At 38.6% G+C, this 13,179-nt stretch carries 11 protein-coding genes and 1 pseudogene; 10 read left to right on the top strand and 2 right to left on the bottom strand.

What is annotated here, in order from left to right:
• The first annotated feature begins 262 nt into the window (after nucleotides 1-262).
• The 4 genes from ACDZ29_RS21550 to ggt all read left to right on the top strand — a co-directional run bounded on the left by ACDZ29_RS21550 (nucleotide 263) and on the right by ggt (nucleotide 6,117).
• Nucleotides 263-1,240, top strand: coding sequence for a TAXI family TRAP transporter solute-binding subunit (locus ACDZ29_RS21550; RefSeq protein WP_375088614.1), 978 nt, complete (start codon nucleotides 263-265; stop codon nucleotides 1,238-1,240).
• A gap of 85 nt (nucleotides 1,241-1,325) precedes the next feature.
• Complete coding sequence (locus tag ACDZ29_RS21555; protein ID WP_375088615.1) at nucleotides 1,326-1,832, top strand: DUF1850 domain-containing protein; 507 nt, start codon at nucleotides 1,326-1,328, stop codon at nucleotides 1,830-1,832.
• Nucleotides 1,825-3,819, top strand: a complete 1,995-nt coding sequence (locus ACDZ29_RS21560; protein WP_375088616.1) for a TRAP transporter permease — start codon at nucleotides 1,825-1,827, stop codon at nucleotides 3,817-3,819. The genes ACDZ29_RS21555 and ACDZ29_RS21560 overlap by 8 nt, the downstream gene beginning before the upstream one ends.
• A 222-nt stretch (nucleotides 3,820-4,041) precedes the next feature.
• The gene (ggt, locus tag ACDZ29_RS21565) at nucleotides 4,042-6,117 is read left to right on the top strand and encodes a gamma-glutamyltransferase (protein ID WP_375088617.1); all 2,076 of its coding nucleotides are present in this window, start codon (nucleotides 4,042-4,044) and stop codon (nucleotides 6,115-6,117) included.
• A gap of 144 nt (nucleotides 6,118-6,261) precedes the next feature.
• On the opposite strand, the gene ACDZ29_RS21570 is transcribed toward ggt, so the two are convergent.
• Nucleotides 6,262-7,446, bottom strand: a complete 1,185-nt coding sequence (locus ACDZ29_RS21570) for an acyl-CoA dehydrogenase family protein (RefSeq protein WP_375088618.1) — start codon at nucleotides 7,444-7,446, stop codon at nucleotides 6,262-6,264.
• 341 nt (nucleotides 7,447-7,787) lie between these two features.
• Between ACDZ29_RS21570 and ACDZ29_RS21575 the strand changes: the two genes are divergently transcribed.
• The 6 genes and pseudogenes from ACDZ29_RS21575 (at nucleotide 7,788) to ACDZ29_RS21600 (ending at nucleotide 11,939) form a co-directional block, all read left to right on the top strand.
• Nucleotides 7,788-8,660 carry a transporter substrate-binding domain-containing protein gene (locus ACDZ29_RS21575; RefSeq protein ID WP_375088619.1) on the top strand — a complete coding sequence of 291 codons (873 nt, stop codon included), beginning with the start codon at nucleotides 7,788-7,790 and terminating at the stop codon, nucleotides 8,658-8,660.
• Between the two features lie 187 nt (nucleotides 8,661-8,847).
• Complete coding sequence (locus ACDZ29_RS21580) at nucleotides 8,848-9,555, top strand: amino acid ABC transporter permease (protein ID WP_375088620.1); 708 nt, start codon at nucleotides 8,848-8,850, stop codon at nucleotides 9,553-9,555.
• Between the two features lie 12 nt (nucleotides 9,556-9,567).
• Nucleotides 9,568-10,281 (top strand): amino acid ABC transporter permease, encoded by a 714-nt coding sequence (locus ACDZ29_RS21585; RefSeq protein ID WP_375088621.1) that lies wholly within the window; start codon nucleotides 9,568-9,570, stop codon nucleotides 10,279-10,281.
• A gap of 20 nt (nucleotides 10,282-10,301) precedes the next feature.
• The gene (locus tag ACDZ29_RS21590) at nucleotides 10,302-11,057 is read left to right on the top strand and encodes an amino acid ABC transporter ATP-binding protein (protein ID WP_375088622.1); all 756 of its coding nucleotides are present in this window, start codon (nucleotides 10,302-10,304) and stop codon (nucleotides 11,055-11,057) included.
• Nucleotides 11,058-11,130: 73 nt separating this feature from the next.
• Nucleotides 11,131-11,288 (top strand): annotated as a pseudogene (locus ACDZ29_RS21595) (IS1595 family transposase); the annotation flags it as partial.
• Nucleotides 11,289-11,408: 120 nt separating this feature from the next.
• Nucleotides 11,409-11,939, top strand: coding sequence for a hypothetical protein (locus tag ACDZ29_RS21600; RefSeq protein WP_289324795.1), 531 nt, complete (start codon nucleotides 11,409-11,411; stop codon nucleotides 11,937-11,939).
• A 224-nt stretch (nucleotides 11,940-12,163) separates the two neighbouring features.
• On the opposite strand, the gene ACDZ29_RS21605 is transcribed toward ACDZ29_RS21600, so the two are convergent.
• Nucleotides 12,164-13,066 carry a LysR family transcriptional regulator gene (locus ACDZ29_RS21605; protein WP_375088623.1) on the bottom strand — a complete coding sequence of 301 codons (903 nt, stop codon included), beginning with the start codon at nucleotides 13,064-13,066 and terminating at the stop codon, nucleotides 12,164-12,166.
• Nucleotides 13,067-13,179 lie beyond the last annotated feature (113 nt).

The raw sequence follows: 13,179 nt of genomic DNA on the forward strand, positions 1-13,179 counted from the left end.
AGTCAATATTATCCTTAAAGAAAGGAATAATAAGTAAAAAAGGTAAAATACTCCCATTAAATAACTGGATTTCCTTGGTTTTAATAGGTCTTTTTACACATATATATACTGATTTTTTTGATTTCGATAAAACTTTTTAATCGATTACTAGTGCTTTTGATTGTGGTGTCTAATTTTGTAAAAAAAGGTAAAGTGAGGTGGTCGGTAGAATAATAACAATATCATTTCTTGTAGATGATGAAAACGTAGGAGGGGGAGTTTTATGAGAAAATTTCATAAGTGCTTTATATTGGTTATGATTTTGACGGTCACCAGTATTATCACGGCCTGCGGTGACAGTAAAACAGGTGGTGGATCCGGCAGCGGAAACCAAAACCTGAGTCTGTTGACTGGTGGAACGGGAGGTACATACTATCCACTCGGAGGACAAATTGGAAAAATCATTTCCGATAAAACTAAAGCGAATATAACACCTCAAACATCCGGTGCCTCGGCTGAAAACATGGAAACTTTAAGAGTTGGAGAAGCTGAAATCGCTTTTTCGCAAACTGATATCGCGGCATATGCACTTGAAGGCAAAGAAATGTTCGACGGGAAGCCCATAGACAATATATTAGCGATCAGTACTTTATATCCTGAAACGGTTCAAATTGTAACGACTGCAAAAAGTGGAATTAAATCAGTCGAGGATTTGAAAGGTAAAAAGGTATCAGTGGGTGCACCGGGTTCTGGTGCTTACATCAATGCCATGCAAATCCTGGAAATTCATGGGTTGTCAGAGAAAGATATTAAAGGGCAAAATCTATCTTTCGATGAGTCGGCGGAAGGAATCCAAGCAGGCAATATTGACGCGGCTTTCATTACGGCCGGCACACCGACTGGTGCAGTTGAGGCGCTATCCGTCCAAAATGATATTATCATCCTGCCTATTGCAGAAGACAAGATTCAAGCATTGGTCAACAAGTACCCATACTACGCTGAAGACACGATTCCAAGTGGTACGTACAAAATCAAATCCGAGGTAAAAACAGTTGCTGTTAAAGCAATGTTAGTGGTTAAAAAGGATCTGGATGAAGATTTAGTTTATGAAATGACTAAAGCTGTTTATAACAATACAGATCAAATCACACATGCAAAAGGCGATTTCATTACAGCAGAAACTGCACTTGAAGGGTTAGGGGATATGGAAGTTCATCCTGGCGCAGCAAAATACTTTAAAGAAAAAGGTGTTTCCAAGTAAGGCAATTTGGTCGGTAGCTCGCTTATTGTGGCCTATCGGCTTCATTTTTTTCTGAATGGGATTTCTTATTTTGAAAGGGGTACCTATGAAATTCAAGACATTCATGGCGTTTGGTATACCTCTGATCATCGCTTTTCTATTATTTTTTCCGTATAAACATGTCATTGCATTTTCCTACCAGGACCAAGGGGAATTAGTCGCGTACTTGCCATTGAAAAGCAAAAAAAATTTCCAAATTAAGTATACACACTCCATCCACCTCTCGGATGTACTGGAATCATATCGTTTTTCCGGTAGGCAAATCAAACAAACCGAACTTGCTTTTTACGATTTTGCAGTCGGTATGCCTTCTAATGCAGAGGGGGAGGAAGTATTCGAAGAGAAAGACGGGACCTACTTCATAAAAAATATGAATCGCAGTTTCGCTTATATAGATTTACGGCTAGGACAAGTCAGAGCTAACCATCGATTAGTATATGATGAAAAAACATATACATTGGCAGACTTTATTAAGCCAGGAACATGGGTCAGGATTTCATCGGAAAAAATTTCAATATGGGAACAGTTGAAAGGAGTGAGGATTAATGGCTGAAAAAGAAAAAGTGAAGTATTTAACCGAAGCGGAACAACAGGAGTTATTGGAAAAGTACGATCCTGAAGCTGGGACAAGGAAATTAACTGGCTTCTTGGGACACATTGCATTTTTTGGACTCTTAGCTTTTTCTCTATTCCAATTATATACTGCTATTTTTGGTGTTTTTACAGCACAAATCCAACGGACGATACATTTAGGGTTTGCACTCTCCCTGATTTTTTTACTATTTCCTGCTAACCGGAAAAAGCGTCAAAAAGGAAAGCTTCAAATTGCCTGGTTCGATATCCTTTTAGCGATCCTTAGTATTGGGGTAGGTGCCTATTGGCCATTATTTTTCGAGGATATTGTCATGAATGTTGGGCGCTTAGGAGCTTTGGATTTTGCAGTTGGTTTAATGGCCATTCTGTTGGTTTTAGAGGCAACGAGGCGTGCAGTAGGGCTTCCGATAATGGTCATCGCAATTTTATTCGTTTTCTATGGGATTTTTGGACAGTATATGCCGGGCTTCCTAGCCCATCGCGGTTTAACTCTGGAACGTTTGGTACAAACGATGTTCTTCTCGACAGAGGGCATTTTGGGTACGCCGTTAGCGGTGTCATCGACATTCATCTTCCTATTTTTATTGTTCGGTTCCTTTCTTGTCCGAACGGGTGTCGGTCAATACTTCAATGATCTTTCAACGGCTATTGCCGGTAGAAGGATAGGGGGACCCGCAAAGGTTGCGATTTTTTCCAGTGCTCTGCAAGGAACGATCAGCGGGAGCTCTGTAGCTAATGTTGTCACTTCAGGTGCATTTACGATACCAATGATGAAAAATCTTGGATATAAGAAGGAATTCGCTGGGGCAGTGGAAGCAGCGGCTTCGACAGGCGGTCAATTAATGCCTCCGATAATGGGGGCAGCGGCATTTTTAATGGTGGAGTTCATCGGGAACGGGATAACGTATTGGGATATAGCAAAGGCGGCTGCGATTCCAGCTATCCTCTACTTTTCAGGAATTTGGATCATGACCCATTTTGAAGCGAAACGACTGGGATTGCGTGGATTGACGAAGGAAGAAATGCCAAGTAAAAAGGAAGTGTTCGGCAAATTTTATTTATTAATTCCGATCATCGCCATTATCATCTTGCTCATGCTGAATATCACGGTTACACATGCAGCCTTGTATTCCATCCTTATTTCGGTTCTCGTAGGATTCATAAACAAGGATGTCCGCATGAAATTCATCGATATCATTTATGCATTGGTGGATGGAGCCAGGACAGCACTTGCGGTGGCAGCTGCTACCGCAGCAGCCGGCATTATTGTAGGAATAGTTACGAAAACAGGGTTAGGGCTGAAGCTGGCTAATGGTTTAATCGATTTGTCTGGTGGATATTTGATTCCAACACTGATGCTAACGATGGTAGCGGCACTTATTTTGGGAATGGGTTCACCTACAACCGCCAACTATGTTATCACATCGACGATTGCGGCACCTGCAATAATTTTGCTTGGTGTTCCTGATTTATCTGCACATTTATTCGTCTTCTATTTTGGCATTATTGCGGATATAACCCCTCCAGTTGCATTAGCGGCATTTGCAGCGGCGGGGGTAGCAGGCGGTGAACCGATAAAAACGGGGATTGAGTCATCAAAACTTGCAATCGCGGCATTCATCATTCCATATATTTTTGTTCTCTCCCCACAAATGTTAATGATCGATACAACTTGGATGGAGGTTGCCTGGGTCGTTCTTACAGCAATGTCCGGCATGATTGCAATTGGTGCGGGTGTTATAGGTTACTGGATGAGGAAGATGCACTGGTTAGAAAGAGTCCTCGCCATAATCGTTGGTTTACTATTAATCTATCCTGAAACGATATCGGATATCGTTGGGTTATCTGCATTTATCATATTACTGGCTTTACAATACCTTTGGAAGAGTGACAAACACGACACTCCCAATATCCTGAATCATAAGCAAAGTCTAGAGAAGAATTAAGCCTTCGGATTATCAAACCGGAAGGAAAAGGTTAGAGCTGAACCATTTGGGGGGTGATTTTTTGAAGTGAAACATCATTGAGAACGCAACGCCCAATGGGAATGTGCAGACTGCTTTTATATCGAGATCAACCAGCATATTCCTACTAAAGTCATCTGTTCGTACTTCCACTTGCCTTATGATAAAACCCTAATTTGTTTTATTTTGAAAGGAGACTAATTCATGAAATTTTTAAAAAGTTTTATTTTAGTTACTTTCAGTTTCTTTTGTATGATCACACCAGCTTTTGCAAGTGTCCCTGGAGTGGATGAGTCAATGGGAAGGGGAGCAACAAAAGGAATCGTATCAGTTTCCCACCCTTTAGCAGCTGAAGCGGGTATAAAGATACTAAAACAAGGTGGAAATGCAGTCGATGCAGCAGCTGCCATTCAATTATCATTAAATGTAGTTGAGCCAATGATGTCTGGAATCGGCGGCGGTGGCTTTATCATGATTTATAATAAAAAGGAAAATAAAATAACGATGATCGATAGCCGCGAAATGGCACCGCAAAATGTTACGCCTGAACTTTTTTTAGATGAAAAGGGAAAACCTATTCCTTTTAGTAAACGGCACACGTCCGGGAAAGCGGTTGCTGTTCCTGGAACCCTAAAGGGGATGGAAACGGCCCTTGATAAATATGGTACATTGAAATTATCACAAGTTATGGGCCCGGCCATTAAACAAGCTGAAAATGGGGTGAAAGTCAATTGGGCAACAGCTCAATATATCGGTGAAAATGTAAAAAAACTTGAAAATAACCAAGCGGCTGCAAACGTTTTTGTACCAAATGGAAAACCATTGGAAGAGGGAGATACCCTTGTTCAGCCAGATCTGGCAAAGACTCTTAAGTTAATAAAAAAACAAGGTTCTAACGTTTTTTATAAAGGCGAAATCGGGGATGCCCTTACGAAAGAAGTTCAAAAACGTGAAGGAACGATGACAACCGAGGATTTGGAAAACTATGTGGTGAAAGAGAGAGAGCCAATTAGATCGGAATATAGGGGATTTGAAGTGGTGGGGGCAGCTTCACCAAGTTCAGGCAGCTTGACTGTCCAACAAATCCTGGAGCTAATGGAAGGATTCGATGTACAAAAGATGGGGGCAAACTCCCCTGAGTATCTTCATTATCTAACTGAAGCCATGCATCTAGCATTTGCCGATCGCGCTGCCTATATGGCAGATGAAGATTTTTATGATGTACCAACAAAAGGACTATTGGATGAAGATTATATAAAAGAAAGAAGAAAACTAATTAATCCAAATAGATCAACAGCTGATGTCAAAGCAGGTGATCCATGGAAGTATGAGGGCAAAGAACCCACTTCAATGGAGAAGGTAAAAGAAGAGAAAACCCCAATCGGACAAACGACTCACTTTTCTGTAATGGATAAGTGGGGAAATATGGTTGCTTATACGACTACAATCGAACAAGTGTTCGGATCAGGTATCATGGTACCTGATTATGGATTCATGCTTAATAATGAAATGACCGATTTTGATGCCACACCGGGTGGAGTTAACCAGGTGGAACCAAGAAAAAGACCGAGAAGCAGTATGTCCCCGACCTTCGTATTAAAAGATGGTAATCCCTTCATGGCCATTGGTTCACCAGGCGGAGCGACGATAATAGCATCGGTATCTGAAACGATTATGAACGTGCTTGATCATCAAATGCTAATTCAAGATGCGATACTTGCGCCACGTGTTTACTCTGCTGGTTATCCGACAGTTAGATGGGAACCGGGAATTGAACAAAATACAAGGTTGGAGTTAATGGCAAAAGGCCATGTTTATGAAGAAAAACCCCAACATATCGGAAATGTGCAAGCTGTTATTTTTGATTATGAAAAGGGGAAAATGTATGGCGGAGCCGATAATACGAGAGAAGGAACTGTTCAAGGAGTGTATAATGTATCCTATAAATCGAAACAGCCAAAAGAAATAAAAGAAGAAAAGAAAGGACCGTTTACCTTAAAAGTGAATGGAGCCGTTTATCCTTATACAGCTGAACAAATGAAACTGATAGATGAAAAACCCTATATCCAATCAGACAAATTGCTACTTGGTTTGGGTGCAATTGGAACAGGGGACTTAGAAACATTTAAACCAGATAAAAAATCGTATTTACCGGTGTTAAGAGTAGCGAAATCCCTAGGATATAAAACAAAATGGAACGAAAAAGACAAAGAGGCACTATTGGAAAAAGATCCGGCGGATATTGAAGATCCAGACGATGATGGTAGTGTCACCAATTAATTTCTTTTCTTGAGGGAGCCAAGCATGCTCCAAGAATAAAATCGAATTCTGTATGACTCAAAAAATGGAAAACCCCTGGATTCTCTATGAAAAGAGAATCCAGGGGTTATTTATAGATCATAGCGTTTCTTTTATCAAATCTGATCATTTCAATAGTGGATGGCCGCTTACATTGGATTTTGTCTGTTCAATTGCCAATTTTGCTAAATTCTTTATCGTTACATCGTCCATCGGAGGATTGTGTAAACCAGCTCTTACATCCCTATAGTGCCTTTGGAGTGGATTATTGCGTTGAAGACTTTTTGCCCCGACTATTCGCATGGCTTTATCGACAATTGTAATGGCTGCGTTTGTAACAATATGTTTTGCAGCCCCCAGCTCATTTGTGAAATGAATTCTTCGTGATTCATCATCATAAGCCTCGGCAACGCTATATAAGAAATGCCTGGCTTTCATTAATTCCAAATCAATTTCTCCTAACAGTTGTTGGACATTAGCCAGCTGGCTGATAGGTGCATTTATACTGTTTGGAGAATAGTTATTGGCAAAGTGTATGGCGTAATCCCTTGCAGCTTGCGCAATGCCAAGGTAACAGGCTGGAATATGAAGGATCCACGCATTGAATCTGTTTCCACTTGGCATTTCAGGTAACTCAACAAGTTTTGAATCATCCACTTCAACATCTTTAAGGACCAAATCATGACTTCCTGTCCCCCTCATTGAAATTACGTCCCATGTTTCATCTATGTAGAGCCCATCCAAATCTTTATGCAGGAGAAAAAATCCAACCTTTTGCCTTTCCTCGATCCATGCTGAAACTAGGAAATAAGTTAAAACTGGGGACATGGTTGTATAGGTTTTACGTCCGGAAATAACCCAGTAATCTCCCTTTTTGACTGCCTTCGTTCCGGGGCGTCCCCCGCGAGTTGGACTGCCAGTTTGCGCTTCACTAACGGAGCGGTTCACTAAAGCGCCATTAAGAACTTCCCCAGCAATAAAATCTAAGTTCGTTTTTGTCCAACTTTCCTGTTCAAAAAGGTCTCCTATCACTCCAAGGTTCCAACCAATGGATAGCGCAGTCGCTGAATCAAAACTAGCCAATGTTTCTTGAAGGAGAATCATGTCATAAACTTTTAACCCTCCGCCACCATAGGATTTGGGAAGAGTTGAACTTGTATATCCCATACGAATTAAATCTTGAATATGTTCTTTCGGAAAAAAGGCCAATTCATCAATTTGAGCAGAATTATTTTTAAATTTTGATTCTACTTCATATAATTTTTTCAGCCAGGATTTTTGACTCTCCGTCTTAATGAATAGGTTAATCACACGGTTCCCTCCTTCTATTACCTTCTGTTTTTGTTTTAATTCATATTAATCTTATTGGTTTAAATAATAATTAAGGTGTGTTTAGTTGTCAAGGAAATTAAGGATTTGCAGATAAACTACACCTCTATTAATAAAACAGGTGTGTGTAGTTGCTTGAAAATTTTAAATATACACATTGACTTTACAAAAGTATCCATCTATTATGTTTATAACCAAATGACTTACTTAACCTACCGAAATAGTTGGTATTGAGTAGAGAAGGTGATGTATGTATTTCCTTTGAATTTCAGGAAATACAAATGCAAGTAAAAAAAACTTCGTAAAACGAAAGGGGATTCACTATGAAAAATAAAAAAATTCGCCATGTTTTAACTATCGGTTTAGCGTTGGTAACCATATTAGCGGGGTGCGGATCAGGTACATCAACGAGTAATGAAGCCGATGCAAATTCAGGTAGCAATTCAGGTGTCCGAAAGGTAAAAGTAGCCTATGACCAGGCGTCAAAACCTATGTCTTGGCTGGATGAGAAGGGAAATCCAACTGGATATGATGTGGAAGTTATGAAATTGGTTGATGAATTACTACCGGCATACGAATTCGAATATATTGGCACATCAAGCGATGACCTGTTAGTAGGCATTGAACAAGGTAAATATCAAGTGGGGGTTAAAAATGCTTTCTGGACAGAGGAAAGGACTGAGAAGTTCATCTTTCCTAAAGAATTCCTTGGATTAAGCAGTGCGGGCCTTGTTTTAAAGAAAGAAAATTCAAAGATCAAAAATCTCAAGGACTTTGCTTCAGCGGGCTTCTCCTTAGCACCAATCGCAGCAAACAACGCTCAATACACGATCGTTGATGAGTATAATCAGGCGAATCCGGACAATAAGGTGAAATTGAAAGCCGGAGATGCATTCACTGTAGATGTAATTCAATGGGTAAATGAAGGCCGTGTCGACGGTGGAATAGCGATCGAGGGAGCTTTTAAGAAGCAAGTGGCCGACGATGGCCCCTATCATAATTTAGTGGATGATCTAGTTTACAATGAATTTGCAGTCATTAAAACCTGGCCATTATTCAACAAAAAAGAACAAAAATTCGCAGATGCTTATGATGAAGCGATTAAAAAAATTAAAGACGAAAAGAAGACAAATGAGTTAAGCAAAAAGTTTTATGGCCGGGATTTATTCGAAGTTTTGGGAACTGTAGAGAGATAACGAAGCCCTTAGCAAAACAAGCATTAGAATGTCAATCAATAGGTTATGACTTGTCATTTTCTTAATATGGGTTTTCTTGGATAACCCTTGGTATTTTAAGAGATGGCAAGTTTCTAGGTACTGGCCTTCAATAGAATGATTGGATTTGAAAATTCGAATCTTCAATGAAAGCATATGGAGGTGAAACATGGAAAAATACTTTGATTTAGCTTACATAGTAGAGTCGGTACCAATGTTAGTTCCTTTTCTAAAAGTAACATTAATCGTTACGGGTCTATCGGTCTTGTTCGGGACAATCATAGGTTTCATCTTAGCAGTCATGAAACTTGGAAATAGTAAAATCGCCAGGAAAATTGCCTATGGATATACAACGGTACTGAGATGTACGCCCTCTATAGTTCTGCTTTTTTTGACTTATTATGGTATCCCTGCAATTGCAGGGAAATTTGGCATAAATCTTAATGATATTGATAAAGCAGTATTTGTAGTCATAACATTTTCGCTTCAATTTGCGGCTGCAATGTCAGAAGTGATCAGAACATCGCTTGAATCTATTGATAAAGGGCAATTTGAAGCGGCAGTAAGCGTTGGATTAAGCAATACGCAAGCTTACCGGAGAATTATTTTACCCCAGGCTTTCGTAGTCGCATTACCAAACTTCGGTAACAGCTTACTTGAATTAATGAAAGAAGGGTCTTTAGCATATACAATCGGCTTGATAGATATCATGGGGAAGGCAGAGCTTATAATCGCCGGGAACTATAACACACATGCATTAGAAATTTATCTTGCATTGGCGGTTATTTACTGGACATTGTCGATTGCCATTGAACAACTGTTCTTAAAATTGGAAAAGGCATTCAGTAAAGGAAAACAAGTGATAACAACTGCATAGAGGGGTGACAGAATGTCAGAAGGTCTGGATTATAGGTTTTTAGTGGAAACCTTTTTTGTAGCGTTATCGGGGGTGCCGACCGCATTATTCATTACAATTGTTGCTTTGATTATTGCCTTGCCATTAGGGTTTTTACTTGCTTTATCAAGAATAAATCAAATCCCGGTATTGAATCGCTTAGCACAGGTATACGTTTCATTTGTCAGAGGAACGCCCGTCATTATCCAAATTTTCATTATATATAGCAGTGTGCCATTAATGCTGACTTCGATATTTGAAAAGTATGCTGTCGAAATGAATGTATACGATGTAAATCCGATATGGTACGCATTCATTGTTTTCTCGTTGAATACGACAGCTATTCTTACAGAGGTGTTTCGTTCGGCAATTAGCACAGTGAGCAAGGGGCAGCTTGAAGCTTCGTATGCTGTCGGATTAACAACTGTGCAAGCATTTAGAAGAATTATCATTCCACAGACATTGGTAGTGGCATTACCGAATATATGTACAGCAACAGTCAATCTGATTAAAGCGACATCATTAGGTTATGCTTTGTCATTGCAGGAAATCACTTTAAAAGCCAAAGTAGCTGCCAATGTTGGCTACAATTATGTTGAAGCATATATTGATATCTTTCTTGTTTACCTAATTTTATGTAGTTTGGTGGAATACTTGTTTAAAAGGTATGAAAAACGAGTAAGCAGGTTTAAAGCCGTGAGTATCTGAAATGAGGAGGTGTGGCCGAAATGCTAGAAATTAAAAATATTCATAAATCATTCGGTGAGAATGAGATTTTAAAAGGTGTGGATTTAAATATAGACAAGGGAGATGTGGTGGTAATTCTGGGTCCAAGTGGTTCAGGTAAGACAACTTTACTTCGATGCATTAACTTTCTTGAAAAAGCAGATCAAGGACATGCCGTTTTTGGAGATATTGATGTAAGTCTTAAAACGGCATCTAAAAAAGTGATTCATGGAATAAGGCAAAAGATAGCCTTTGTTTTTCAAAATTATAATCTTTTCACTAATAAAACCGCATTGGAAAATGTAACGGAAGGACTGGTTATTGGAAGGAAGATTGCGAAAGCAGAAGCATATGAGATTGGTAAAAAAGCATTGGAAAAAGTAGGCTTGTCAGAAAAATATGATGCTTACCCTAGTGAACTCTCAGGCGGGCAGCAGCAAAGGGTGGGCATTGCGAGAGCGGTTGCTTTAAACCCTGACATTATTTTATTTGACGAACCAACTTCGGCATTGGACCCGGAATTGGTCGGTGAAGTACTGACGGTGATGAAGCAAATTGCCAAAGAAGGAACTACGATGTTAGTCGTCACGCATGAAATGTCTTTTGCAAAGGATGTTGCAAACAGAGTGATTTTTATGGATGCAGGTGTCATAGTGGAAGAGGGATCGCCTAAAGAAATTTTTGTGAATCCAAAAGAAGAAAGAACGAAGAGGTTCTTAAAAAGAGTCTTGCCGGAGGATTATATTTTTTATATTTAGGTTATGTTCACTTTCTCTTTTGATATATGATTGAAACAAACGAATGAAAGAATGTTAGTTAGAGGGATTCAGAATGTCGTTAAGTGAATTGATAGTAAAAATTCAAAAATTGAATTAAGCAAAAGCAAAAATACACGGTTGAAAGACTTCTTTATCCATTTACTTGCATCATCATTTTCTGCAAGTGAACAAGCATTTCAAGAAGTGATCGAACGCAAAAATAAAGATGGCTAAACTTGTGTAGATTGTTACTCTTTAAACATATACCTCTATAGTTCATTACAAGCAGAATAGAATAATGAAAGAAATATACTTTTGTGGAAATTGAAAACTGTAAAGGAGAATAAAAACTTGCGTAATCAACCATGGAGTAAAGTAAAGAAAAAGTTAGAGAGTTTTATCTGTGACTCTCTAAAAAATAGAGTTCAGTTTACTGTTACGAATTATCGAAAGGCTCACGACCGATTAGGACGAGCTTTTATTACTGTTGATAAAAAGGAAATCCTAAATATGTGTACGATAACATCTGATAGAGAAATGTTCAGAAAAGAAAATGAAATAAGAAATGCCAAAAGTATTGAATACGATGTCTATAATGGAAATCAGAACTATGAGATAGGGATACAAGCACATGAAATGATTAAAGCAGAGGGGATTTTTGCACAGTATGACTTTTTTTATGCGGTTGAAGAATATTTTAATTTACCAATAGAAATTTCCTTAAAATCAGATGATATGATTATAAAGATTCTTTCTCTGATAGATAGAAGAGTTGGGATGCGTACGTTACAAGGACTTAAAAAATCCATCCTAAATGAAAAGGAAACTATCCAGTATTTTTATAACTTGCGATGTGAAGCAGAGGGAATAAGAACTTCCTAAAAAGCGCTATGCTATACTTGAACAAGTATGCGTGGAGTGTGAGCGTTAGGACGTTATTTATTAGTGAGGAAAAACAATACGGATGGATAGTGAAAACACATGAACCTCCTGCAAATATGAGTGGGAAACCTAGCTCATTGGCAGGAAGTCTAAAGTATTTTCTTTGTATAAAGTGAATCACAATGAGCAATGGTGTCTTTTCCTTTAAAGTAGAGAATCAGCATTTAGGCATCGTTCCTAACATCCCACTTAAAAAAGCTATGTATTTCCTCTACCAACTTACATACTGCAGGAGACAGATATCGATCTTTCAAATAGGCCAGGTAAACAGTCCTTTCCAATGAATTCGAATCTATTGCACGAATTGCAGTATTGCGTGTTGCAGCGGATTTTATATAGCTTTCCGGTAAAATTGTAACCCCAAGTCCTTCTTCCACCAAACTGCAAGCTGCTTCAAGCCTTTCTATTTCGTATAAGATATTGGGAATTGCATTTTCATCCTTAAATGCTTTTAAGATATCATCTCTTGTTTGAAATCCAGTTGTACTGATGATCAATTCTTTCTTTGCAAGGTCTTGGAAAGTGATGGACTCTTTTTTGTTTAACTCATCATCTTTATGGATCAAAAGCATGAATTTTTCATTATATAGGGGGGTGGACACGATTTCCTCGTTGTTAATGGGCTGGTTCGTGATGGTGAAATGAACATTATACCGATTTAACGAATCGATAACTTTCTCTTCCCCTAATATTTCCCTGACTTTTATATGAATATTAGGATAATTGACTTTAAAGTTCCTGATTAACTTCGGGAACCAAAATTTGAATGATTCAATGGAACCTATTGATACTGTTCCACTTCCAACATCCTTCATTTCCTCAAGTTCCACTTGCATATTATTGAATTTTCTTAACAGGTCAACAGATCTCGTATAAAAAATCTCCCCTTCTTCCGTAAGCTCTAGCCCCCTTGTATTACGTTCCAAAAGCTGCAAACTAACTTCTTTTTCCAATTTCATGATGGCATTGCTTAAGGAAGGTTGAGATATATGTAGTATTTTAGCAGCTTGGGAGTAATTCTTTTCTTGGACAATGGTAGTGAAATAACGAAGTTGGCGCAAATCCATATATTCTCCTTTCTATAGCTTTAAACTATAGATATATTAAAATTTAGTATTGGTAATTATATATTATCTCATTTATAATTTTTAAAAAAGATATTTTGGAATTTTTAAAATAA

This window comes from Peribacillus sp. RS7 (assembly GCF_041956845.1).
Taxonomy (GTDB): Bacteria; Bacillota; Bacilli; order Bacillales; family DSM-1321; genus Peribacillus.

Excerpts from the sequence above, each read along its gene's own strand:
- ACDZ29_RS21550 (WP_375088614.1), top strand. The coding sequence starts at position 263 with ATGAGAAAATTTCATAAGTGCTTTATATTGGTTATGATTTTGACGGTC.
- ACDZ29_RS21555 (WP_375088615.1), top strand. The coding sequence starts at position 1,326 with ATGAAATTCAAGACATTCATGGCGTTTGGTATACCTCTGATCATCGCT.
- ACDZ29_RS21560 (WP_375088616.1), top strand. The coding sequence starts at position 1,825 with ATGGCTGAAAAAGAAAAAGTGAAGTATTTAACCGAAGCGGAACAACAG.
- ggt (WP_375088617.1), top strand. The coding sequence starts at position 4,042 with ATGAAATTTTTAAAAAGTTTTATTTTAGTTACTTTCAGTTTCTTTTGT.
- ACDZ29_RS21575 (WP_375088619.1), top strand. The coding sequence starts at position 7,788 with ATGAAAAATAAAAAAATTCGCCATGTTTTAACTATCGGTTTAGCGTTG.
- ACDZ29_RS21580 (WP_375088620.1), top strand. The coding sequence starts at position 8,848 with ATGGAAAAATACTTTGATTTAGCTTACATAGTAGAGTCGGTACCAATG.
- ACDZ29_RS21585 (WP_375088621.1), top strand. The coding sequence starts at position 9,568 with ATGTCAGAAGGTCTGGATTATAGGTTTTTAGTGGAAACCTTTTTTGTA.
- ACDZ29_RS21590 (WP_375088622.1), top strand. The coding sequence starts at position 10,302 with ATGCTAGAAATTAAAAATATTCATAAATCATTCGGTGAGAATGAGATT.
- ACDZ29_RS21605 (WP_375088623.1), bottom strand. The coding sequence starts at position 13,066 with ATGGATTTGCGCCAACTTCGTTATTTCACTACCATTGTCCAAGAAAAG.